The sequence below is a fragment of the Bradyrhizobium sp. SZCCHNRI3043 genome (assembly GCF_032377735.1).
Lineage (GTDB): Bacteria > Pseudomonadota > Alphaproteobacteria > Rhizobiales > Xanthobacteraceae > Bradyrhizobium.
The window spans coordinates 121,745-145,778 of record NZ_JAUHID010000005.1; the positions used below are offsets into that span (position 1 = coordinate 121,745).

A 24,034-nucleotide genomic window follows, 5' to 3' on the forward strand; every position below is an offset into this window, starting at 1 on the left:
CAGGAGTCGCGCGGGGCAAATGCCGACGTCAATCAAACCAATTCTTGTAGACGGCCTGATAGCTGCCGTTCTCGGTCGAGATGTGGAGCCACTGGTCCACGAACGCCTTCAGCGCCATGTCGCGCTGCAGCCAGTAGGCCTTCTCGGAGAAGTCGAACGGCTTCTCCGGGTGGATGGCGCAGAGCACGCCGGGATGCAGCTTCTGCTGATAGCGCGTCTCGGAGGCATCGGTCATCATCAGGTCGGCGTCGCCCTTGGCGATCTCCTCGAAGATCGTGACGTTGTCGGTGTGGACGCGGATGTCGGCGGCCTTGACGTTGGCGCGGGCGAAGCGCTCGTTGGTGCCGCCGGGGTTGACGACGACGCGGGTGCCGGGTCTGTCGATGTCGGCCAGCGTCTGGTATTTCGACGTGTCCGAGCAGCGAGCGATCGGCGTCTTGCCCTCGCGCATGATCGCGGTCGAGAAGTAGCCCTTCTTCTGGCGGTCGAGCGTGATCGACACGCCGCCCATGGCGACGTCGAACTTGTCGGCCTCGAAATCCTTCATCAGTTGCGGCCAACTGGTCGGCACGAACTCGACCTTGACGCCGAGCGCCTTGCCGAGCGACTCGGCCATGTCGACGTCGAAGCCGGAGAATTTGCCGGTCGCCTTGTCGAGATAGGTGAAGGGCTTGTAGTCGCCGGTCATGCCGACCCGCAAGCTACCGCGCTGCATGACCTCGTCGAGGCGCGAGGCCTGCTCGGCGGCCGCCGGGACGGCAAGGCTGCAGACGAGGACGAGCCCAGTCAGAACGGACAGCGGACGATCGAAGAACCCCATGATGCGACACCTCGGCTTGAGTGGGACGAGGTTCTTCTTATACGAAGCGGTGTCGCGGGACGAGGGGCAGGGGCGGCTGTCGTACCGTTCGGAGCGGCTTACGGCCGCCGCCGGCGGTCGAGCCTGCAGGTCCACCAGGCAATGCCGCGCATCATTCAACGATGCGAGGCGACCGAGCGCTAGGTTCGGCTGGGTTCCACCGGAGCAAACGCACCCTTGCCGGTCATCTCGTTCTTCAGCGCCTCGAAGCGCTCTGCCGCCTCGTGCGCACGGGTGTCGACCATGTCGATGGCGGCTTCGGCCGTCATCGGGCCGCTGCTGACGGCGATCGAGGTCGGCCCGACGGTCTCGTCGACGTAGTAACCGTCTTCGCCGCGCCGCGCGGTCCAGCGGAAGCGGATCGCAGAGATCGGGCCGGGCCCGATCTTGGTGTAGCCGTCGGCCTGATCGAACGACACCACCGTGCCTGCGGCTTTCTTGGCGGGAGAGTTGGGAGCAGGCGCGGCCGCCCGGTCGTCACGCTTCGCAGACTCCGGCTTGTCGAGGATGCTCGCTATCGTTGCGAGCGCGTGCTCCGTCGCAACACTCATGATCGCCTCTGTTCCTACTGACGCGCGCAAACGCCGACGCCAATAGCTATAGTTGTAGCGAAATCTGGGCGAGATGCAATAATGCGTTCAAATTTGGGCAACAAAGCGGTGGATGAGGATCTCGAGGAGTGCAGGAGGACGCTCGACTCAGCCGGCCCGTTCTCCAAAAATGGATGGCCGGGACGGAGCCCGGCCATGACCATTCACGTACTGAGCAGATCTATCAGCGCGAGTCGGCGCCAGCCCGCGACTCAGAGCACGTCCTGATTGATCACGTTCTGCCGAATCGGATCGCCGTCGAGCACACTCAGGATGTTGCGCGCGGTCTGCTCGCTCATGCGGTCGACGGCCTCGCGGGTAACGCCGGCGACGTGCGGCGCCATGATCACGTTGGGTAGCGCATGCAGCGCGTGGCCGACCGGCGGCGGCTCCTGCTCGAACACGTCGAGCCCGGCGCCGGCGAGGCGGCCGGACACCAGCGCGTCGTACAGCGCGGCCTCGTCGATCAGGCCACCGCGCGCGGTGTTGATCAGATAGGCGGAAGGCTTCATCAGCCTGAGACGCGCGGCATTGAACAGGCCGATGGTCTCCGGCGTCTTCGGGCAGTGGATGCTGACGAAATCGGCGCGCGGCAGCGCGGCGTCGAGGTCGGTCACCGGCTCGCAGCCGGCGGCGGTGATGTCGGCGGCCGGCTTGTAGGGGTCGTAGACCAGGACCTGCATCTCCATCGCCAGGCAGCGCTTGGCGGTGCGGGTGCCGATGCGGCCGAAGCCGATGATCAGCACGGTCTTGCCGTACAGATCGAACGGCAGCACACCGAGCCGCGCGCCCCAGGTGCCGTCCCTGACCATCGCATGCATCTCGTTGGCGCGCTTGGCCAGCGTCAGCATCATGAACAGCGCTTGCTCGGCGACCGACGGCGAATTCGCGGTGCCCGCGACCATTAAGGGCACCTTGTGGCGGCTCAGCGCCGGCACGTCGACCGCGTCGAAGCCGACGCCGATCCGGGTCACGACCTTCATGTCGCCGGCAGCGACGAGCTCCGGCTCGCCGAACCGGGTCGCACCGAGGGCGACGCCATGGACGGGGGCATGCGAGGCGAGCAGCGCGGAGAAATCCGCGGCCGAGATCATGTTGGGGAACTCGATCATCTCGACGTCGTCGCGCGCCGCGAGCAGCGCGCGTCCCTTGGCCGAGAAGGATTCCGTGACGAGGATCTTGTTCTTGTTGGTTGCCGTCCTGGTGGTCATATCCTGCCCTTGAAGCTTCTTGTGCTCGTCAGATCACGAGCCCGGTCGCCTCGTTTAGCAGGTGCATGTTGTTGAGGTCCATTGCCATGCGCAGAGGGCTGCCATCCCGCGCGCCGGCGTTGGGGTTCACCCGCCCGCAGACCGGCGTCTCGTTGAGGGTGAAGTAGACCAGCGTCTCCATGCCCATCGGCTCGGTGACGTCGAGCAGCGCCTCGAACGGCTCAATCCCAGGCTCCGCATGCGGCTTGGTCTCGGTGATGTGCTCCGGCCTGATGCCGAGCAGCAGCGGCTCATTTCGTGACACGGATTGATAGCGCGCGGCGCGCGCCGGCGGCAGCGGAAAGGCGATGCGGTCGGTGAGGCGGATGTGGAGCCGGCCATTGGCCTCCTCGAGCCGGCACGGCACGAAGTTCATCGCGGGCGAGCCGATGAAGCCGGCGACGAAGCGTGTCGCTGGATTGTGGTACAGCTCGTTCGGCGTGCCGATCTGCTCGATGCGGCCCTTGTTCATGACCACGACACGGTCGGCCAGGGTCATCGCCTCGACCTGGTCGTGGGTGACGTAGACCGTCGTGGTGCGGACCTTCTGGTGCACCTTCTTGATCTCGATGCGCATCTGCACGCGCAGCTTGGCGTCGAGGTTTGACAGCGGCTCGTCGAACAGGAAGACCTTGGGATTGCGCACGATCGCGCGGCCCATCGCCACGCGCTGGCGCTGGCCGCCGGAGAGCTGCTTGGGCTTGCGGTCGACGAGGTCGGCGATATCCAGCATGCGCGCGGCCTCCGCCACGCGGCTCTTGATCTCGGCCTTCGGATAGTGCTTCAGACGCAGCCCGAACGACATGTTCTCGGCCACCGTCATGTGCGGGTAGAGCGCGTAGTTCTGGAACACCATCGCGATGTCGCGGTCCTTCGGGGGGACGTCGTTGACGACGTCGCCGCCGATGGTGATGTCTCCGTCGGAGATGTCCTCGAGCCCTGCGATCATCCGCAATGTCGTCGACTTGCCGCAGCCGGACGGGCCGACCAGCACGACGAACTCGTGGTCGGCGATATCGAGATCGATGCCCCTGACCGCCTCGACGTCGTCATAACGCTTCACGACCTTGCGCAAGCTCACTTCAGCCATGTGTGGTCAACCCCCGTCATCAGCCCTTGGTCGCGCCGGCCGTGAGTCCGGCAATGTAATAGTCCATCAGGAACGCGTAGATGATCAGCGGCGGCGCCGCGCCAAGCAGCGCGCCGGTCATGATCTGTCCCCAGTTGAAGACGTCGCCCTTGATCAGGCTCGTGACGATGCCGACCGGCAGCACCAGTTGGTCGGTCGAGGTCGTGAACACCAGCGGATACAGGAACTGCGCCCAGGAGACGGTGAAGGCAAAGATCGTCGCGGCGATCAGGCCGGGCAGGGCGACGGGAATGAAGATCCGCGTCAGCGTCTGTAGCCAGGAGGCGCCGTCGATGATGGCGGCTTCGTCGAGCTCCTTCGGGATCGACGCGAAATAGCCGATCATGATCCAGGTGCAGAACGGCACCGTCAGCGTCGGATAGATGAACAGCAGCACGTACCAGCGGTTGATCAATTGGATGCCCGTGACGTCGCCGATCAGTGCGAACATCTTGAACAGCGGGATGAACAGCAGGCTGTCCGGAATCAGGTAAGTCAGGAACACGCCGGTCGCGAGCGTGGCCGAGCCCCAGAATTTCATCCGCGACAGCGCGAACGCCGCGGGGATGCTGATCAGCATGGTGATGACCACGACGACGATCGAGACCATGGCCGAGTTGAAGAAGAAGCGCATGAACTGGTTCGAGGTCAGCAGCTCGAGATAGTTCTCCAGCGTCGGGTGGAACACCCACCACGGATTGGTCGCCGCGGAGATCTCCGCGCTGCCCTTCAGCGAGGTGATCAGCATGTAGAGCGGCGGCACCAGCGAGAAGATCGCGAACAGCGTCAGGAAGAAATACGACCAGCGCAACGCCCAGGCGCGGTCGCGGCTCATCGAGCCGTATTTAACATTGCGGGTCGGGCCGGCCTTGTCGATCGTGACGGTGCTCATCAGGATTCGTTCCCCCGCTTGTTGACGTCGCGCAGGATGAAGATGGCGGCCACCGCCAGGATCGGCACCATGAACAGCGAGACGCTGGCGCCGAGCGGAATGTCGCTGCCCTCGATGCCGACGCGGAACGCCCAGGTCGCGAAGATGTGCGTCTTGTCGAGCGGGCCGCCGGCGGTGAGGATGCGGACGATGTCGAAATTGGCGAACGTCACGATCAGCGAGAACAGCGTCGTGATGGCGATGATGTTGCGCATCATCGGCAGCGTCACGTACCAGATGCGCTGCCACCAATTGGCGCCGTCGATCGCCGCGGCTTCATAGAGCTGCTCGGGAACCGATTTCAGCGATGCCAGGTACATGATCATGAAGAACGGCGCGCCGTACCAGATGTTGACCAGGATCACCGAGAATCGCGCCCAGGCGGCGTCGCCGGTCCACGGGATCGGGCCGATGCCGAAGAAGGCGAGCGTGTAGTTGAAGGCGCTGTAGGACGGGTCGAACAGCCACAGCCACGCCAGCGTGCTCATCGCCGGCGGGATCACCCAGGGTACCAGCAGCATGCCGCGCCATTTGCGCTGCCCCTTGGCGGGGATGTTGTGGACGAAATGCGCGACGATGAAGCCGATCAGCGCCTTGAACACGACGGCGGTGATCGCGAAGATGCAGGACTGCTTGACGACCAGCCAGAACGTGTCGCGCTTGAACAGGAACTCGAAATTGCCGAAGCCGACGAAGCGCTGCATCGACTTGTTCAGCGTCGCCAGATGCACCGAATACAAGGCGGGATAGACGACGAGGAGCACGATCAGCAGGATCAGCGGCAGCGTCATCAGGAAAGCGGCGGTCGATTTCCGCTTCAACGCCCTGTGCAGACCATTGCGGCGGGCCGCGCGAGGGCGGGCGACGGCGTTTTCACCGATGGCGGCATCAACCATGAAAAAGGGCTCCTCGTGATGTCCCCCGCGACGGCGGGGTCCTCACTGGATGGGGAACACTGACAAGGTGAAAGGAGGCGGCCCGCCTGCTGAAGCGGACCGCCGGCGTTGCTTCAACATGCCTCAGCTGCGCATGAAGCCTTCGCACTCGCCTTCGGCCCAGGCGAGGGTCGATTCCATCTTCTCGCCCTGGGCGTAGCGCAGGCACATCTTGGTCATCGTCGCCTGTGCATAGATCTGCTGCGCGATCTTGGGCGGAGCAGGGGAGGCTGCGATCGACAGCGTCTGGTGATTGTAGGGGTTGGGATAGTGATAGAGCGTCCCCTTCGGCGGGCCCTCCTCCTGCCACACCTTGAGCGTCGTCAGCTTCTGATAGGCCGGCAGATCGTAGCCGCCGCTCGCCACCACCATCTTCTCGATCGATGGCGGCTTCGACAGGTGCACGATCAGGCTCTTGGCGGCCTCCTTGTTCTTGGAGAACGACCAGATGCTCCAGAAGTAGGGCAGGAACGGCGCGAAGCGGCCCTTGGGGCCGGCCGGGAAGCCGTGGGTCCAGCACTGCTCGGCAATCTGCGGCGCGTCGCGCTTGGCCACCGCCCAGGCGCTCGGCGGATTCATGATCATCGCGCCCTTGCCCGAGACCAGCCATTTGTTGTTCGATGCGTCGTCCCATGAGGCGACATCCGGCGGCAGTGCCGCGATCAGCCGCTTGTAGAACTCGAGCGCCTGGCGCACGGCATCCGTCTTCACCGTGACATCGCCCTTGGCATTCACCAGCTCGGCGCCATACGCCTGGAAGAACGCGCCGGCGGAGTCTACGCTATCGGTGGTTTCGCCGAGCCCGATGCCGAACGGCACGCCAGCCTTCTGGCAGGCCTCCGCCGCTTTCAGGAAGGTCTCAGTGGTCCAGCTGTCGGCCTTCGGTGGAGAGCCGGCCGGATACAGCTCCTGCACGTCGATGCCCGCATGCTTCTTCATGAGATCGATGCGGGTGCAGGGGCCCTTGATCTGACTGCCGACGCAGGCCGGCACGGCGAGCCATTTGCCGCCGGACTGTCCGAGATATTTGACGGTGCCGTTGACCTCGCCATTCTCCTGGATGATCGGCCCCATGATGTCGTTGACCGGCTCCAGCAGTTCGGCATGCGCATGCGGCCACCAGGTCGGCATAGCGATCAGATCGTGGCCGGACTTCGCGGCGCCCTCGGCGGCGATCGTCAGCTCGATCTTCTTGCCCTGGCTGGTGATGTAGTCGATCTGGACCTCGACCTTCTCCTTGGCGGCCCACTCGTTGACGAGATCGGTCGAGGCCTGGTTGGCGCCCGGAACCCAATGGTCCCAGAAGCCTATCGAGAGCTTGCCGGCGGCGTAGGCACCGCGCACATAGGGCGTGGCAATCATGACCGCCGAGGTGGCAGCGGTCGCAGCAACGAATTGTCGACGGTTCAGCTTCCTCCGTGACATGGCGTTCCCTCCCTGGTGAGCCAAGCATTCTGTCAATGCGAATCCGATTTGTTAGTTGTTGCGTCGCGTCATGCGCGCATGGATTTCGCTTGGGTGCAATCAGAGCAGAATTGCGAGCGGCTGTCGAGAAAGCAGGTGAGGCGAATCCTTGAACTAATGGCGGGCACAATTCGTCGCAGGTTCGTAACTGATTGCATCGCAGCGCTGAGCGCTGCAGTGCAAGGCGCGTCCCGGCAGAGCAGGAAGCAGAGCAGGAATCAGTCTAGCCGAACGCGTTCGATGCATCGCACTGCATGCGGCCGATGGACTTGCGCGTTGCGGCAACGATAGAATTCGTTGGAATCATGGCCGTCACGACCAGCGACTGCGCGCGACGGTCGGACGTGTTGCACGGAGCCTGAACTGATGATGACGAGCCCCGCCGGCATTTGGCGCCGGTCTTTCCGGTGCATCGCAATAGGAGTGTCAATAGGCCTCATCGGCCTCGCGGGCCTGCCGCGTCAGCCTGCCGCGCAGGGCCTGTTCAAGGGCGTCGAGCAGGGCGCGCGCGAAGGCAACAGGGCGGCGGGCCCGGTCGGCGGTGTGCTCGGCGGCGCGATCGGCGGTGTCGTCGGCGTGGTCACCGGCGTGACCGGGGCGTTCACCGGCAACGGCGGCCAGCAAAGTACGCAGCCCGAGGCACCGCCGGCCGAGGGCAGGAAGGCGAAGCCTTCCAAGGCGACGAAGACGAGCAAGGTCGCCAAGGCGACGCCGCTGCTGACGCAGCCGGGCGTCCCGCAACTCACGGCCGAACAGATCGTCGCCAACAGCGACAGCAATATCGAGCGTCTGAAGGCCGGGCTGAACCTGACGGAAGAGCAGGCGAAGAACTGGGGTCCGTTCGCCGACGCGATGCACGCGCTCGGCCGCAACGGCGCGGATCGACTCGAGCTGCGCATCGCGCGGTCGAAGCGCGATCCGCCGGATGACATCGTCGAGCAGATGCGCAACGAGGCTCAGTTCCTGGTCGATCGTGCCGCCGACCAGCGCGCGGTGGCCGACACGTCCGAACCGCTGTTCACCAGCCTCGGCGACAAGCAGAAGCAGATCTTCATCGACGAGATGGTGCGCCTGAGTCGCGAGCGCGGACTGGACTAGCTCAACGGAGCTGGCGTCGTCGGGGCTGCGCCGTTGGCAGCAGCGGCGCCTGCGGCATGCCGTGACGCATAACCCATCGCGGTCGCGCCGCGTCACGGTACATTAATACCCTAAGAATGGCAATTGGTCGCGTTGACGGCATGGTCGGGAGAAAGCAGGCTCCGCGGCATGCACATTTATCGGGCACGAGCGGGCGCGGCTCGCGCAACGTGCCGGCCACCATCGCTGCCTCTGCAACCGAATTGCGATGCAGGTTTGATGTACATTGCAATTGTATTACATGGAGAGCCGGAGCCGGCAGGGCGGCCTTCGCAGGCGTGCTGAATCGCAGCAGCGATCGGGCGGCAGACGATCAGCAGGCCGTTCGGCTCGATGTCTTGGAGGATTATTGTTGTCGAGAGTGCGACTGCGCCGGTGGATCGAGAACCGATTGGGGATTGGCACCGCCAGCACCGAAAGCCGCCTCGATGCGGACGTGAAACGCTTCGTCGATGCGCTGCAAGCGGAGTTGGTCGCTGCGAAGGATGAGTCCGAGCGGTACAGGCGCATCACCGAAGAGAGGGGCGTGATCATGGGCCGCCTGCGCGACGAGCGCGACGGCTACAGGCTGGAGTGGGAGGCGGCGTCCGCGGAGCTTCGCCGGCTGGCGCGTAAGCGCCCGGCCGTGGTCTCGGACAATGGAGCGACGCGCCCCTCCGGCAATGGCCGCGACGCGGCCCTGAGGAATTCTCCACCTTCCACGCTGCGGGTGCTGTGCGTCGGCACCGGCCGGGACGGCACGACGTCGCTGACGCGGATGATGCAGGAGGTGTTCGACAACCAGGGCAACGGCGACAGGGCCGTGCACGAATGGGCGTCGAGCGAGTTCAATGAGCTGTTCTGCCAGCTCAAGGAAACCAACGATCCCAGCTTCGCGGATCAGATTCGTCAGACGATCCTCGATTGCCCCCATGCTTGCGTCGTCGGCAACGGCTACGCGGCCGTGCTGCCGATCATCGCCGAGCTCCTCGGCGATCAGGTCACGCTGGTGCATCTGCGCCGGCGCGACCGGGCGGCGTGCATCGCAAGCCTGGTGGAGAATGCCGAGCTGTCGCCGCAGAACCACCTCTACTACGCCGATTCGCCGGCCGCGCGTCGCAAGCGTCCGACCGCTTTCCACTTCGGAGAGATGTCGAGGCAGCAATGGATGGATCTGTCGCTGGCCGACAAGTTCGGCTGGTACTACGACAAGACCCACGCCTTGATCGAACGCTACAAGAGCCTGTTCCCGAACACGCTCTCCGTCGATACCGAGGATCTCAACGCGGACAACGTGCGCCTCGCGCTGGCCCAAGCGGCCGGCAGTGCCGAGGCGCCGCGAGCCTTCCACGTCAACCGGTTCGTCGATCTGCGCCATGTGCCGCCCGATCGGCGCAGCTTCGTGCAGCGGTTGCTCGGCCAGCTCGATGTCCAGAAGCTCGCCCATGACGACCTGTACGGGCTGCGGCAGGTCCTCAACGAGATGGTCTATCATCTCTCGCATTTTCCCGACGCGGCGCCGGGCGCGCTGGATGAGCTGCGTTGGACGCTCAGCGAGATGCACGGCCTTCTCGACAACCGCATCCGCGACGTTCGCGAACTGATGGAGCGGGTCGGCGTGCCCTCCGAGACCGCCGGCGCCGTGAACGGCCACCGCGCGCCGCAGGCAAGCCATGGCGCGCACCCTGGTCGTTGACCGGACGCGCAGCTCTGAGCAGGGGGGCTGCGGGCGCGCTCGCCAGCGTTGTGCGCGGCCAGCCGATCCATCGGGTCCCGGATCAGCGGCAAGTTCGGGGACGTGGAAGGAGACTTGGCGGAAGGGGTGGGATTCGAACCCACGGTACCCTTGCGGGCACGCCGGTTTTCAAGACCGGTGCCTTAAACCACTCGGCCACCCTTCCATCCGGCGTCGTCTCCGGAACAGCGATACCCGCGCCATGACAGCGCGGTAGCGACGCGATCCTTGTTTAGGGTGCTGGCTTGCGGCTCGTCAACGGCGCATTCACGCCTGCCCGAACGGCATCAGCTCAAAGCCCGCGGCTTAGCGGAGTGCGAAAACCATCAGACTCGAGCACAACACTGCCGTGCTCAGCGCTGCCAGGGCGAGAAAGCTGCTCGAAAGCAAGTCCGGACGTCCAACGTCTTGACGTCGTAGGTATGGGTATCGCATGGGCCACCTTCTACAGCTGGGCTGCCGGTCCGACCTCACGTCGATCGGAAGAAGCGGAGGACCGGACGAAGAGCGGTCTGAAAGATCTGTTGGTCGAAACTGCCGGCTTCAGGGATGCTCCTGAAGTGTCGTTCTTGAAGCGGACGAAATCATTGAAGCGGACGAGAGCCGACCATGACGTCGGCTGTCCGATCCGTCCGGAATCAGGCCCGCGAGCGGACCCCTTCAAACGCATGAGCAAGGAAGATCCCGGCGCCAACCAAGCCCATCACTGCCGTCATTGCTTCGATCATAGCGAACACACCCTGTTGCGCCCCACGTGAAGCAAACGACGTGCAGCCCTGCACAGTCAAAATGATTCAGGTCCCGGGAAATGAGAACACTCTCAAGTGAGGATTTCACGCAACATATGTGTCCAAAAAGGTGCACTCGCAACGAGGAGGCGGAGCGGAGCGCACGCTTAGGCGGCTATCGTCCTCGTCACAACCGCCGGAAAGCTCCGGTTAACCACGGCGGGGCCTACCCCATTTCCGCCGTGTTCGGGTTGCGTTATCCTTGTGCGTTGAGTTGCGGGGGACGCGACTCGCGGGGACAAGCGCGCGGCGCGCGGGGCTGATGGGATGGCCCAGCTGCGACCGGCACATTGGTAATTGGGGTCGATGGGGATTGGTCAAACAGATCCGGTCGAGAGAGCGGTGCGCAGTGCCGTCGCCGTCCTCGCCTGCCTGATGGTCGCGAACTGCGCCTCGTCCAACAAGTTCGCCAGCAAGGTCGATCCGAAATACGGCGTGTCGTCGAGCCCGCGCGTCGTCGGATTCGGCGAGCCGGTGCCGAAGGGCGGCGGCGTCTACCGCATCGGCAAGCCCTACACCGTGGCCGGCAAGACCTACGTCCCGGAAGAGGACGCCAACTACCGCGCCGAGGGCATGGCGTCCTGGTATGGCGATGATTTTCACGGCCGCCTGACTGCCAATGGCGAGGTCTTCGACATGACGTCGCTGACGGCCGCCCATCCGACATTGCCGCTGCCGAGCTACGCCCGCGTCACCAATCTCGCCAACGGCAAATCGCTCATTGTCCGCATCAATGATCGCGGGCCATACCACGGCAACCGGCTGATCGACGTCTCCAACAAGGCGGCCGATCTGCTCGAGTTCAAGGGCAACGGTATCGCCAAGGTGCGGGTGGAGTATGTCGGCCGCGCCCCGCTGGAGGGCTCCGACGACGTCCAGTTGATGGCGACCTTGCGCACGGGCATCCCGGCGCCGGCACCGTCCCTGGTGCGCGTCGCCTCGGCCAGGCCGTTCGTGCCCGAGATGGGCACAGGCCGTCCGATTCGCGGCGAGATCCCGCTGCCCGAAGGGCGCCCCTATACGCTCGGCAACGGCTCGGCTGATCTCGCCTCGATCGGCGCGACCTCGGAAATGTCGGCGTCCAGCAGGACGCGGGGCCGCAACCTCGAGAACCCGCGCGCTGTGTCCTACGACCAGGACGGCCGCTACGTCTCGCAGGGCAGGGCAGAGCCGAACGACGGCGCCAACGAGGCGCGCGACATCATGAGCGGCCGCGGCCTGTACTGAACTCCGCCAAGCACGGCTTGTTCACGTGAACCGCCCCATGCCGGGGCGGTTTTGATTCCGGCGATCAGCAAAGCTTTATTGGGCCGAGAACGGCACGCGCGCTCTCGCCGAGTAGGTCCAGACGCGGGTGGTGCTGCCGATGCCGCCCAACTCGGCGCCGAGCCCGACGCTGGCGCCGCCCTGAGTCCTGATGCCGAGACCGCCCGTGGCGCGCGCCGACCAGCCCTGCAGCAGCGGGGTCGAGGCCAGACCGGTGCCGCCGTTGGCGAGCGTGTCGGCATCCTCCTTGTTGAAGTAATAGTCGCCATACATACCGACGAACGGCGTCAGCACGATGCCGCTGTCGAACCAGGCCACCGGGTAGGCGGCTCTCAGGCCACCGGAGGCGCGGCCGCTGGCGAAGTCATTGGTGACCTGCCGGGTGCCGAGCGAATCGGTATAGGCATTCTGGTGCTCCCACAGCGCGTAGACCTTGGCCGAGGGCTCGAGCAGGAAGCCATAGGCCTTGTACATGCCCGTCAGTCCCGTCGACGCCATCCAGCGCTCGCCGTTGAAATTGCCCTGCGCCGTCCCGGCCGTGCCGTTATAGCCAATGCCGGAATAGGCGACCGTCGCATCGTAGCGGAGTGTCGGCAAGATCTTCCAGCCGAGATAGGCGCCAACCGTCCAGCCGTCTCCCTTGAGCTTCCCGTTGATATCCTGCTCGGTATAGCTGAAGGTCTCATACCCGCCGAGCACGCCGATCAGGACATTCGGCGTCGCCTTGTAGGTCAACCCCATCAGCGCGTTGATCTGCTGGCCGTAGAGCGAGGTTTGGCTTGCCTGAGTGACACCGAACGCGCTGGTCGTGCTCCAACGGTCGATGTTGGTGCCACGCACATCGGCCCAGAGCAGCCACTGCTTGTCCTCGTGCCATTTTGGCAACGCCTTCTCCGGCGTCTGCTGGTCGATCGCTGCGAAGGCATTGTCGATGCGCGACCGGCCACGGGCGGATCTGCCGCCCGGGCCGGGGTTTCCGCCACGGTCTGTAAAGGCGCTGCTGCCCGAATTGGCCGAGCTCGGGACCGCCGCGGCGTCGTCCTGGTCCCGCGGGTCAGCCGAGAAATTGAAGCGCATGCGGCCGTTGCTGGGCGTCACGAACGCGCCGCCATCGTTGAAGCCATCAGCGATGGCATCGTCGATCGCCCCGGAAATGGCCTGGCCTGAGTTCTGCGCCACCATCTTGGTGACGTTGAGCTGCAACGCGCGAAGCCTGACGCTGTCGAGCGGAACGTTCACGGTCTGCGCAAGGCCGGGTGAGGTGCTCGCCGCAAAGGTTGGGCTGCCGGTATAGCTTGCGATGATGGTGTGGCTGCCGACCGCCAGCGCGGATGTGGTGAAGGCCGCAACGCCGCCGCTCAGCGTCGCTGTTCCGATCGGTGTGCCGTTGTCGCTGAACGTCACCGTGCCCGTCGGCGTTCCACCCGACCCTGTGACCGTTGCCGTGAACGTCACGGGTTGACCGCCCTGGCTCGGGTTCTGCGACGAGCTCAGGGTTGTCTGCGTCGTCGCCGACAAATAGGTGAACCGGTCCGCGACTGAGGTCGCGGACGTCTGCCCGTTGTTGGTCACAGTCACATCGACCGCCCCGGTGCCGGGGGGCGAGGTGGCCGTAATCGAGGTCGCGGAATTGACGGTGTAGCTCGCCGCATTGACGGCGCCGAACTTCACGCCTCCCGCACCGGTGGTGCCGGCGAGGCCGGTGCCGGTGATGGTGACCGTGGCGCCGCCGGCCGCGGGGCCTGACGTCGGCGAGATCGATGTCACGGTGGGCGCGCCGATATAGGTGAACTGGTCAGCCGCCGAGGTCGGCGAGGTGCCGCCGGCGGTGGTGACCCTGACGTCGACCGTACCGGTCCCCGCTGGCGAGGTCGCGGTGATCGAGGTGGCCGAGTTGACCGTGAAGCCGGTCGCGGCGGTGGCGCCGAAATTCACCGCGGTCGCCCCCGTGAAGCCGGTGCCGGTGATGGTGACCGAGGTGCCGCCGATCCCAGGTCCGGAGGTTGGTGCGACCGAGGTGACGGTCGGAGCTGTCGTATAAGTGAATTGATCGGCCGCAGAGGTGGCCGAAGTGCCGCCCGCGGTGGTCACCCTCACATCGATCGTGCCGGTGCCGGCGGGCGCGGTCGCGGTGATCGAGGTGGCCGAGTTGACCGTAAAGCCTGTCGCCGGCGTCGCACCGAAATTCACCGCTGTGGTGCCCGTGAAGCCGGTGCCCGTAATGGTCACCGACGTGCCCCCCGCCAACGGCCCGGCAGTCGGCGCGATCGACGTCACGGTCGGTACCGGCGAGTAGGTGAACTGATCGGCGGCCGACGTCGCCGAGGTGCCGCTCGGGGTGGTCACGCGGACGTCGACGGTGCCGGTCCCCGCCGGTGAGGTCGCCGTGATCGAGGTGGCCGAATTGACCGTGAAGCCGGTCGCCGGTGTGGCGCCGAAATTGACCGCGGTCGCCCCTGTGAAACTGGTGCCGGTGATGGTCACCGAGGTGCCGCCGGCGACAGGCCCGGATGTCGGCGAAAGCGAGGTCACGGTCGGCGGGCCGATATAGGTGAACTGGTCGGCCGCCGAAGTCGCCGAGGTCCCGCCCGCGGTGGTGACGCGGACGTCCACGGTGCCGGTCCCAGCGGGCGAGGTCGCGGTGATCGAGGTGGCCGAGTTGACGGTGAAGCCGGTCGCAGGCGTCGCGCCGAAATTGACAGCGGTGGCGCCGGTGAAGTTCGTGCCTGTGACGGTCACCGTGGTGCCGCCGGCCGCCGGGCCTGACGTCGGCGAGATCGAGGTGACGGTCGGTGCGGGGATGTAGGTGAACTGGTCGGCCGCAGAGGTCGCCGAGGTGCCGCCGGCAGTGGTGACGCGCACGTCGACGGTGCCGGTGCCGGCCGGCGAGGTCGCGGTGATCGAGGTCGCCGAGTTGACTGTGAAGCCGGTCGCCGGCGTGGCGCCGAAATTCACTGCCGTTGCGCCGCTGAAGCCGGTGCCGGTGATCGTCACCGAGGTGCCGCCGGCACCAGCGCCCGATGTCGGAGAGATCGAGGTCACCGTCGGTGCTGCGACATAGGTGAACTGGTCAGCGGCACTGGTTGCCGACGTTCCACCGGCGGTCGTGACGGTCACGTCGACCGTGCCGGTGCCGGCCGGTGAGGTTGCCGTGATCTGGGTGGCCGAGTTGACCGTGAAGCCGGTTGCAGGCGTCGCGCCGAAATTGACCGCCGTCGCCCCGCTGAAGCCGGTGCCGGTGATCGTGACTGACGTGCCACCGGTTGTCGGACCTGCGGTCGGCGAGATCGAGGTCACGGTCGGCACGGCGGCATAGGTGAATTGATCCGCCGCCGAGGTCGCCGAGGTGCCGCCTATCGGAATCGTCACCCGGACATCGACCGTACCGGTCCCAGCGGGCGAGGTCGCGGTGATCGAGGTGGCGGAATTGACCGTGAAGCCGGTGGCAGGCGTGGCGCCGAAATTGACCGCGGTGGCGCCGGTGAAGTTCGTGCCGGTGATGGTGACCGTCGTGCCGCCGGCCACCGGCCCCGAGGTCGGCGAGATCGAGGTGACGGTCGGTGCGGGGATGTAGGTGAACTGGTCGGCAGCCGAAGTGGCCGAGGTGCCACCGGCGGTCGTGATGCGGACGTCGACTGTGCCCGTTCCCGCTGGCGAGGTCGCGGTGATCGAGGTCGCCGAGTCGACCGTGAAGCCGGTCGCCGGCGTGGCGCCGAAATTCACTGCCGTGGCGCCGGTGAAGTTCGTGCCGGTGATGGTCACCGTGGTGCCGCCGGCGCCGGGGCCCGAGGTCGGCGAGATCGAGGTCACGGTCGGTGCGGGAATGTAGGTGAACTGATCGGCGGCAGACGTGGCCGATGTTCCGCCCACAGTGGTGACGGTCACATCGACGGTGCCGGTGCCGGCCGGCGACGTCGCGGTGATCTGGGTGGCCGAGTTGACCGTGAATCCGGTCGCAGACGTGGCGCCGAAATTGACCGCGGTCGCGCCGGTGAAGCCGGTGCCGGTGATGACGACAGATGTACCGCCGGAGCCGGGGCCCGATGTCGGCGCGATCGACGATACCGTGGGCGCGGCCACATAGGTGTATTGATTCGCCGGCGCCGCCTGGGATGGGGCGCCATTGGTGACCGTCACATTGACGGTGCCCGCCGACCCGGCCGGCGCGACCGCCGTGATCTGGGTGTTGGAGTTGACCACGTAGCTCGTCGCATTGTTCGAACCGAACTTCACGCCGCCGGCGCCGGTGGTCCCCGTGAATCCGGTGCCGGTGATGATGACCGAGTTGCCGCCCGCGGTCGGGCCGGAACTCGGTGACAATGCGGTGACGGAGAGGCTGGGCGTGACGTTCGAGAGCGAGATGGTCAGGCCACTATCGGTGGTGCCGAACGTGCCAGTGCCAACATCAGTCGTCGACGAATAGTTCAGAATGATCGTGTCGGAGGTCGTCGGCGGCGCCGTCGTCATCGTCAGATTATAAGTTACGTAGTAGGCATTGCCGTTATTGGGATCAATCGTCTCTATCGGCGTGATCGTGTAGACGCCCCCATTCGAACCAGCGATCGATGCGGACGTGTCGGATCCGGCCCCTGTAATCGGGAAACCAGTATTTGTGTCAGTTCCGCACGCATTGTACAGGCCGCTGTTGGCGATTCGATTGTATTGTGTGCCCGTTTTCGGCACGAGCGTCGCGCCGGGACCGGTGGCGCCATTGACGCTGAATGTGATCTGCGAGTTCAGCTGAATGCTCGTCGAAACCGTCAATGCGGACACTGCCGTGCAATTGGCAGCCCAGGCGTCACTTGCAGCAAAGGATACGAGGCCCACGACTGCCGAGACGACGGCGTAGCGCCGCGCGCCGGCTTTGCCGGGCCGGGAGGCAGAGGCTGTCGCATGGGAGGACGGGCGTGCCGGCGGTCTGTCGAGCGAGAAGCCGAAAGCGTGGGCGAATGCGTACCCCATGGCACGGACCACCATCCAGATCCCGGCAGTGAGATTCACGACGCCCCCTCGCGGCCCGTCCTCGAGCTGGATGATGCCGCTGCAAATTCTTTGATAAAAAATTCGACTGTTATTGTGTGTATTAGGTCGTTTGCGTGCATTAGGCCGTGACGGTGCGCGGCGAGCAAGCAGGCAGACGATTGTTCCCGGCAAAACCCAGCCATCGCGAGCACTTTTCGACCGTCAGTTGCGGCTCGGCAACAGGGCAGTGTGTGGTGGAACCGCCTGGGCCCGCCGCGCCCTCCCGCAGCAGCGCCGGTTGCGTGGCAGCCGACTGAGCGGCGCTCGCTGCGCGAGCGACACCGCCAGAAGTTGTTGCTCGTGATGACTGCGCGTGCGGGCTTGACTGTGCCGGTTCCGCCCACTAACAATCTTTGCGAGCATATGCGTCGTGGCGCACTGCGTTTTTGACCCATCGCGCGTCGATATTCCGCGCTTCAATGACAAGGCGATCCATCGCCTGATGGAAGAGGGGGGAGCATGCCGTTACAGCCCATCCTGGGTCAGATCATGCCCTTTGCCGGCACGACGGTGCCGAGAGGGTGGGCGCTGTGCAACGGCGCGCTCCTGGCAATCCCGACCAATCAGGCGCTGTTTTCATTGCTCGGGACCTACTACGGTGGTGACGGCGTCAGGACGTTCGCGCTGCCCGACTTGCGCGGCCGTGCGATTCTCGGATCCACCGGCGGCAGCGGCACCTTTCCTGCCGGCATGACCAGCGGCACGGTTTCGGTGACCCTGAACGCACAGCAGCTTCCAAGCCATAACCACATCGTTTTGGCATCGACAGCGCAGGGAGCCGGACGAGGCGCTTCGGCGACCAACAATCTGTTCGGCACCAACACCATTCCGCCAGCCGGCCCAAAGTCTATTTTCGTGACCGCAGGCAGCGGCGAGGTGCCGCTGGCGCCGGGCACGAATGTCCTCAACGAAGGCGGCAATCAAGCTCATAACAACATGCAGCCGTACCTGGTCATCAACTACATGATTGCGCTCAACGGCGTCTTTCCGTCTCGCGACTGAGACTTCGACCGCGAAGCGTTCAGCTCCAGCAAACCGCTTCCATGATTGAGCTTTCCCGAACTGCGCTTCGTGAGAGGCGACACGTTCCCGACATTGATTTGCAGTCGATACTTGAAAGGGACTTCGGCGATGTCAGACCCCTTTATCGGCGAAATCCGGCTGTTCGGGTTTCCACGGGTGCCGGATGGCTGGCTGGCCTGCAATGGACAAAGCCTGGCGATCGCACAATACGATACGCTCTATGCCATCATCGGCACCACCTATGGCGGCGATGGCGTGCAGACCTTCAATGCGCCCGATCTGCGCGGCCGGGTGCCGATTGGCCAGGGGCAGGGACCGGCTCTGCCGCTCTATGTGCTCGGCGAGATCGCCGGAGAGGACGGACACGTCCTGATCGAGAACGAGATGCCCGCGCATAGCCACGCGCTGATGTCGTCGACCGTCACGGCGGAAACGCAGACGCCGGGTGCGACCGTTCACCTGGCGACGGCGTCAGCGGGAAATCTGTACGCGCCGGCAGCAGACGCCGCGCCGTATGAGACGATGGCGGCTGGCGTCGCGCTTGCAGGCAACAGTTTGCCGCACAACAACATCATGCCGACGGTCGTGGGCAACTACTGCATCTGCTTCGCCGGCATCTTTCCGTCATCGGGCTGATCGCGCCTCGTCCTACGCGCGTCGGCAGATTTCACGCTTCACTGGATTTGAGGAGAGACCACGTGTCGGACCCGTATATCGGCGAAATCCAGGCCTTCCCGTTTACCTTTGCTGCTCAGGGCTTCAACCAGGCTTGGCTGCCATGCTTCGGCCAGTTGGTGCCGATCCAGCGATTCACGCCACTGTTCGCGTTGATCGGCACCGCCTTCGGCGGCAATGGGACCAGCAATTTTCAACTGCCCAACCTCAGCGGCTGCATCACCAACAGTCAAGGCGACGGTCCGGGCCTTCAGCCACGCGTGATCGGCGAATCGATCGGGAGCAGCACGGTCGGCCTGATCACCAGTGAGATGGCGGCGCACACCCACGGTCTGCAGTTGGGGAGCAAGACGGCCGCAAATGCGGCGCCTGGTCCGGGAACGGCCGGGACCATGGCCGCCGTCGATCCCATCTTCAATGGTTTCGTGCCGCTGCCGAGCACCACCACGCTCGCACCGAACGCCATGACGTTGACCGGGCAGGGCATTCCACATGACAACACGCAGCCGACCCAGGCGCTGATCTGGTGCATCGCCTATGCCGGCATCTACCCGTCGTTCAACAACTCCTGACCGGTGAGCTCGGTCGGCGTGACGACGATCGAATCCGAGATAGTCTCACGCGACGCCCGATTGCGGCTGCGGCTTGCCGAGGCCGCCGACGAGCCGTTCCTGCACAATCTGTTCAAATCCGTGAAAGGCGCGCAACTTGCCGCAGCCGGCTTGCCGCCTGCGATGCTCGACCTCGTGCTGGCGCAGCAATTTCGCGCACAGGTCGAGGGCCATGCGGCGCAGTGTCCTGCGGCGCAATCGCTGATTATCCTCCGTGACGGCGCGCCGGTCGGGCGGCTGCTGCTCGACCGCGCGGCGCAGAGATGGCACGTGGTCGATCTCGCGCTGCTGCCGGGCGCGCGCAACGCGGGTGTCGGACGCGAGATCATGCAGGCGGTCGCCACGGCGGCACGGGAACAGGGCGCCGAGGTGCTCTCGCTCGCGGTCGCGACGACGAATGAGGACGCGATAAGGTTCTACGTCCGGCTTGGCTTCCGCGACGTCGCGGACGAGGCGACGGCGTCGCATCGCACGATGGAGCGGTCGCTCGCGTGCTAGCGAGCAGGAGCCACCTCGCGCAGGAACGCAATCAGCGCCGCATTCACCTCGGCGGCGCATTCCTGCTGGATCCAGTGGCCGGCGCCGTCGATGATCAGCTTGCGCCGGAGATCCGGCAGCACGCGCGCCATCTCCTGAACGCGCTTCGCACCGATGATCCCGGTCACGACCGCGTCCGCGCTGCCGGCGATGAACAGCGCCGGCTGGCGGATCTGCGCGTCCTGCCACGGCGCGGTGAGCTCCCAGTTGCGATCGATGTTGCGGTACCAGTTCAGGCCGCCGTGAAAGCCGGAGGACCGATAGGCCGCGACGAACTCGGCGAGGTCGGCCTCGCTCAGCCACGCCGGCAGAGCGAGATCCGGCGTCACGTCGCCGAGAAAGCCTTTGTCCGGTGCAACGAACAGCGACTGCGGATCGGAGAAGCCGCGCGCCAGCATCGTGCGCATCGTCAGCGCCACGTCGCGCTCGAGCTCGGCCGCGCCGGGCGTTTGAAAATACTGCCAGTAGAAATTCTCGATGCCGCCGGCGCGGAGCGTCTCGAGCGGCCGGCTGCGGCCGCGGAACGGCGGCGGCACGCTCAGTCCGGCAACGGCCCTGAACAGGTCCGGTCGGAACAGCGCCGCATGCCAGGCGACCGGCGCGCCCCAGTCGTGGCCGATGATGACGGCCTGGCGCTCGCCGAGCGCCCCGACCAGTCCGACCACGTCTCCGACCGTGTCGAAGATGGTGTAGGCGCCGATGTGGTCAGGCGCCTGCGAGCGGCCGAACCCGCGCATGTCGGGCGCCACGACCCGATAGCCCGCAGCGGCAAGGGCAGGGATCTGGTGCCGCCACGAATATGACAGTTCGGGCCAGCCGTGGCACAGCACGACAAGCGGGCCTTCGCCCTGTTCGCGCACGAACAGCTCGATTCCGTTGGCCTTGATGATCCGCGTCGATGACACCGTTTCCCCCTTGATTGCCCGACTTTTGATTGCCGGCCCAGGACGTATCGCACCGCGCCAAAGGCCGTGCAAATCCACGGGAGAGCGGTCTGATCCGCGGGATTGCCGAGTTGTTTGCGCCCCCCGCAGCTGCTAGATTCCCAGTGCGCTCCAGAGCTTAGCCGATGGATTTCATGACCTTACCGCTGCGTCGCGCCGGTTTCACGTCCGGACGGACGACGCGTGCGCTCATCGCCTTGGCCGTGGCGGTTGCCGTCGGCTGGAGCGGTGCGCTTTTCGCTGCCAACCAGAGCGTCCAGGGCGCGCGCAAGGAGGATGGCGGCTTCGACGGCGATGCGCCGACCGCGATCCTGATCGAGGCCAACAGCGGCAGTGTTCTGTTCGAGAAGAACGCGGACGAGCTGCGCGCACCCTCCAGCATGATGAAGCTGATGACCGCCGAGGTGGTGTTCAACGCCGTCAAGGAGGGCACGATCAAGCTCAATGACGAATACCGCATCAGCGAGAATGCCTGGCGCCGGGGCGGAGCGCCCTCCGGCACCTCGACGATGTTCGCCGCGCTCAACAGCAAGGTGTCGGTGAGCGACCTCCTGCACGGCGCCATCATCCAGAGCGGCAACGACGCCTGCATCGCGCTCGCCGAGGGCATGGCCGGCAACGAGAAGATCTTCGCCGCCGACTACATGACCAAGCGGGCGCGCGAGCTCGGCCTCACCAAATCGACCTTCGCCAATTCCAACGGGCTGCCGGATCCCGGCAACAAGATGACGGTTCGTGAGCTTGCCATGCTCGCCCGGCACATCATCCTGGATTTCCCGGAGTTCTATAAGATCTTCGGCGAGAAGGAGTTCACCTGGAACAAGATCCGGCAGCAGAACCGCAACCCGCTGCTGAACGCGATGGAGGGCGCCGACGGCCTCAAGACCGGCTACACCAAGGAAGGCGGCTACGGCATGGTCGGCTCGGCCGTGCAGAACGGCACGCGGCTGATCGTGGTCGTCAATGGCCTGGAGGATTCCGAGGACCGCGCCACCGAGGCCAAGAAGATGCTGGAATGGGGCTTCCGCAATTTCGAGACCCGCACCCTGTTCGCCGCGGAGCAGCCGATCGGCTACGCCAAGGTGTTCGGCGGCGAGAGCCGCTCGGTCAAGCTGTCGAGCCCGGTGCCGGTCAAGGTCATGGTGCAGAAGAACGGCGGCGACAAGCTGATCGCCCGCATCGTCTACAGTGGCCCGGTCAGGGCTCCCGTCGAGCCCCGGCAGAAGGTCGGGGTTGTCAGGGTTTGGCGCGGCCCCAATATCGCCATGGAGGCCCCTGTCTATGCTGCGGAAGCGGTGGGCAAGGGGTCCACGATGCGGCGTGCGATCGATGGGGTCAGCGAGCTCGTGATCGGGATGTTCCGCGCCGGGGCCGAGAAGCTCTAGAGACATGGCGGAAGCAGCTTTGAAACGTGGTCCTGGCCGCGGCCGATTCGTCACCTTCGAGGGCGGCGAGGGCGCCGGAAAATCGACGCAGATCAAGATGCTGGCGGACCATCTGCAGAAAGAGGGTGTGCGCCTGGTCCTGACCCGCGAGCCCGGGGGCTCACCGGGCGCGGAGATCATGCGCCACCTCGTGCTGTCGGGCATGGGCAGGCTGCTGGGCCCGGAGGCCGAGACGCTGCTGTTCGCGGCCGCGCGCGACGACCATGTGCGCAACGTGATTCTGCCGGCCCTGAACCAGGGCAGCTGGGTGCTGTGCGATCGCTTCTTCGATTCGACCCGGGCCTACCAGGGCAGCCAAGGCAAGGTCGCGCCGGACGTGCTCAATGCGATGCAGCGGGTGACGATCGGCGACCTCAAGCCGGATCTGACCCTCATCCTCGATGTTCCCGTCGAGATCGGCCTGCAGCGTGCCGGGGCGCGGCGCGGCGCCGGAACCCCGGACCGGTTCGAAGGCGAAGACATCAAGTTCCACAAGGGGCTGCGCGAGGCCTTTCACAAGATCGCCGCCGAGGATCCCCGGCGCTGCGTGCTGATCGACGCGACGGCGAGCGCGGAGACCGTCTCGCAGCTCGTTTGGGACGCCGTGCGCGAGCGCCTGTTCACGGAAGTGGCGGCGGCGTCATGAGCGCACGCAAGGTCGAGCCGGAGATCGCGGTCCGCCATCCACGCGAAACCACCGCCTTGTTCGGGCATCGCGACGCCGAGGCGGCGCTGCTTTCCGCCTACCGCAGCGGACGGATGGCGCATGCCTGGCTGATCGGCGGCCCACAAGGCATCGGCAAGGCCACCTTGGCCTACCGCATGGCGCGCTTCGTGCTGGCCCACCGCGATCCCACCACCGCCGAGGTGCGTGCTGCCGATTCGTTGTACGTCGATGCGGAGGACCACGTCGCGCGCCTGATCGCCTCCGAGGCTCATGGCGGGCTGCTCACCTTGGAGCGCTCGGCCAACGACAAGGGCGTGCTGCGCACCGTCATCACCGTGGACGAGACCCGCGAGACGATCTCGTTCTTCGGCTCGACGGCGGCGGTCGAGGGCTGGCGGGTGTGCATCGTCGACACCGTCGACGAACTCAATCCCAACGCGGCCAACGCGCTCCTCAAGATCCTCGAGGAGCCGCCGCAGCAGTCGCTGTTCCTGCTGGTCAGCCACGCGCCGGCACGGGTGCTCGCCACCATCAAATCGCGCTGCCGCCGGCTGGCGCTGCGGGCGTTGTCGACCGACGACGTCGTCAGCGCCGCGGCCGAGGCCACCGGAATGGACGGAGCCGATCCGGCGCTGCGCGAGGCCGCCAGGGCTTCCGAGGGCAGCGTCGCGCGGACCCTGATGCTGTTGGGCGGCGACGGGCTGCAGCTGCAGACCCGGACCGCCGCGCTGCTCGCGAGCCTGCCCCGGATCGACCCGGGCGAGCTGCATGCCCTGGGCGATGCGCTCGGCACCAGCGACCGCGTCGCGCTGGCAAGCTTCCTCGACAGCATCGAGCGCTGGGTGGCGGAGCGGCTGCGCGCCGCAGATCCCAACGCGGAACTGCCGCGCCTTGCACGGCTGGCGGAGGTATGGGAAAAGATCGTCCGCGCCGCGCGCGACACCGAATCCTATAATCTGGAGCGAAAACCGCTGGTTTTCTCGGTGTTCGGGATGCTCGCCGAAGCCACGCGGTAACCGCGCCGACCATCATCCCGGGATCATCAGGATCAATCCGTCGACCGACGTC

General features: G+C 65.6%; 19 protein-coding genes and 1 tRNA gene. 10 read left to right on the top strand and 10 right to left on the bottom strand.

The window, feature by feature from the left end; genetic code table 11:
• Nucleotides 1-28: 28 nt before the first annotated feature.
• The 7 genes from QX124_RS13540 to QX124_RS13570 form a co-directional block, all read right to left on the bottom strand.
• Nucleotides 29-820, bottom strand: coding sequence for a transporter substrate-binding domain-containing protein (locus QX124_RS13540; protein ID WP_315797412.1), 792 nt, complete (start codon nucleotides 818-820; stop codon nucleotides 29-31).
• A 179-nt stretch (nucleotides 821-999) separates the two neighbouring features.
• Nucleotides 1,000-1,410: a hypothetical protein gene (locus QX124_RS13545; RefSeq protein WP_315797413.1), complete on the bottom strand. Its 411-nt coding sequence runs from the start codon at nucleotides 1,408-1,410 to the stop codon at nucleotides 1,000-1,002.
• Between the two features lie 251 nt (nucleotides 1,411-1,661).
• Nucleotides 1,662-2,660 carry a hydroxyacid dehydrogenase gene (locus tag QX124_RS13550; RefSeq protein WP_315797414.1) on the bottom strand — a complete coding sequence of 333 codons (999 nt, stop codon included), beginning with the start codon at nucleotides 2,658-2,660 and terminating at the stop codon, nucleotides 1,662-1,664.
• A 28-nt stretch (nucleotides 2,661-2,688) separates the two neighbouring features.
• The gene (locus QX124_RS13555; RefSeq protein WP_315737943.1) at nucleotides 2,689-3,789 is read right to left on the bottom strand and encodes a sn-glycerol-3-phosphate ABC transporter ATP-binding protein UgpC; all 1,101 of its coding nucleotides are present in this window, start codon (nucleotides 3,787-3,789) and stop codon (nucleotides 2,689-2,691) included.
• Nucleotides 3,790-3,808: 19 nt separating this feature from the next.
• Entirely contained in the window at nucleotides 3,809-4,720 is a 912-nt protein-coding gene (locus QX124_RS13560; protein WP_315797415.1) for a carbohydrate ABC transporter permease, read from the bottom strand.
• The gene (locus tag QX124_RS13565; protein WP_315737945.1) at nucleotides 4,720-5,655 is read right to left on the bottom strand and encodes a sugar ABC transporter permease; all 936 of its coding nucleotides are present in this window, start codon (nucleotides 5,653-5,655) and stop codon (nucleotides 4,720-4,722) included. Before QX124_RS13565 ends, QX124_RS13560 begins: the two co-directional genes overlap by 1 nt.
• A gap of 123 nt (nucleotides 5,656-5,778) precedes the next feature.
• A complete protein-coding gene (locus tag QX124_RS13570) occupies nucleotides 5,779-7,119 on the bottom strand; it encodes an ABC transporter substrate-binding protein (protein ID WP_315797416.1) in 1,341 nt (446 codons plus the stop codon).
• A 408-nt stretch (nucleotides 7,120-7,527) separates the two neighbouring features.
• On the opposite strand from QX124_RS13570, the gene QX124_RS13575 reads away from it, so the two are divergent.
• Complete coding sequence (locus QX124_RS13575) at nucleotides 7,528-8,256, top strand: Spy/CpxP family protein refolding chaperone (protein WP_409997698.1); 729 nt, start codon at nucleotides 7,528-7,530, stop codon at nucleotides 8,254-8,256.
• Between the two features lie 280 nt (nucleotides 8,257-8,536).
• The gene (locus QX124_RS13580) at nucleotides 8,537-9,970 is read left to right on the top strand and encodes a hypothetical protein (RefSeq protein WP_315797536.1); all 1,434 of its coding nucleotides are present in this window, start codon (nucleotides 8,537-8,539) and stop codon (nucleotides 9,968-9,970) included.
• A 115-nt stretch (nucleotides 9,971-10,085) separates the two neighbouring features.
• On the opposite strand, the gene QX124_RS13585 is transcribed toward QX124_RS13580, so the two are convergent.
• Nucleotides 10,086-10,175, bottom strand: a tRNA-Ser gene (locus QX124_RS13585).
• 928 nt (nucleotides 10,176-11,103) lie between these two features.
• On the opposite strand from QX124_RS13585, the gene QX124_RS13590 reads away from it, so the two are divergent.
• Complete coding sequence (locus QX124_RS13590) at nucleotides 11,104-12,024, top strand: septal ring lytic transglycosylase RlpA family protein (RefSeq protein ID WP_315797417.1); 921 nt, start codon at nucleotides 11,104-11,106, stop codon at nucleotides 12,022-12,024.
• 75 nt (nucleotides 12,025-12,099) lie between these two features.
• On the opposite strand, the gene QX124_RS13595 is transcribed toward QX124_RS13590, so the two are convergent.
• A complete protein-coding gene (locus QX124_RS13595; RefSeq protein ID WP_315797418.1) occupies nucleotides 12,100-16,530 on the bottom strand; it encodes an IPT/TIG domain-containing protein in 4,431 nt (1,476 codons plus the stop codon).
• A 1,014-nt stretch (nucleotides 16,531-17,544) separates the two neighbouring features.
• On the opposite strand from QX124_RS13595, the gene QX124_RS13600 reads away from it, so the two are divergent.
• The 4 genes from QX124_RS13600 (at nucleotide 17,545) to QX124_RS13615 (ending at nucleotide 19,892) form a co-directional block, all read left to right on the top strand.
• Entirely contained in the window at nucleotides 17,545-18,087 is a 543-nt protein-coding gene (locus tag QX124_RS13600; RefSeq protein WP_315797419.1) for a phage tail protein, read from the top strand.
• Between the two features lie 129 nt (nucleotides 18,088-18,216).
• Entirely contained in the window at nucleotides 18,217-18,744 is a 528-nt protein-coding gene (locus QX124_RS13605; protein WP_315711949.1) for a phage tail protein, read from the top strand.
• 62 nt (nucleotides 18,745-18,806) lie between these two features.
• A complete protein-coding gene (locus QX124_RS13610) occupies nucleotides 18,807-19,355 on the top strand; it encodes a phage tail protein (protein ID WP_315779909.1) in 549 nt (182 codons plus the stop codon).
• A gap of 18 nt (nucleotides 19,356-19,373) precedes the next feature.
• Nucleotides 19,374-19,892, top strand: a complete 519-nt coding sequence (locus QX124_RS13615; RefSeq protein WP_315797420.1) for a GNAT family N-acetyltransferase — start codon at nucleotides 19,374-19,376, stop codon at nucleotides 19,890-19,892.
• Here the strand turns inward: QX124_RS13615 and QX124_RS13620 are convergent.
• Complete coding sequence (locus QX124_RS13620; protein WP_315797421.1) at nucleotides 19,889-20,836, bottom strand: alpha/beta hydrolase; 948 nt, start codon at nucleotides 20,834-20,836, stop codon at nucleotides 19,889-19,891. The genes QX124_RS13615 and QX124_RS13620 overlap by 4 nt on opposite strands.
• Before the next feature lie 164 nt (nucleotides 20,837-21,000).
• Here QX124_RS13620 and QX124_RS13625 point away from each other — a divergent pair, with 164 nt between their 5' ends.
• The 3 genes from QX124_RS13625 to QX124_RS13635 are packed head-to-tail and all read left to right on the top strand — an operon-like array spanning nucleotide 21,001 to nucleotide 23,982.
• Entirely contained in the window at nucleotides 21,001-22,260 is a 1,260-nt protein-coding gene (locus QX124_RS13625) for a D-alanyl-D-alanine carboxypeptidase family protein (RefSeq protein WP_315774773.1), read from the top strand.
• Nucleotides 22,261-22,264: 4 nt separating this feature from the next.
• Nucleotides 22,265-22,945 (top strand): dTMP kinase, encoded by a 681-nt coding sequence (gene tmk / locus QX124_RS13630; RefSeq protein ID WP_315711943.1) that lies wholly within the window; start codon nucleotides 22,265-22,267, stop codon nucleotides 22,943-22,945.
• On the top strand, nucleotides 22,942-23,982 hold the full coding sequence (locus tag QX124_RS13635) for a DNA polymerase III subunit delta' (protein WP_315774775.1): 1,041 nt from the start codon (nucleotides 22,942-22,944) through the stop codon (nucleotides 23,980-23,982). Before tmk ends, QX124_RS13635 begins: the two co-directional genes overlap by 4 nt.
• The last annotated feature ends 52 nt before the right edge of the window (nucleotides 23,983-24,034 follow it).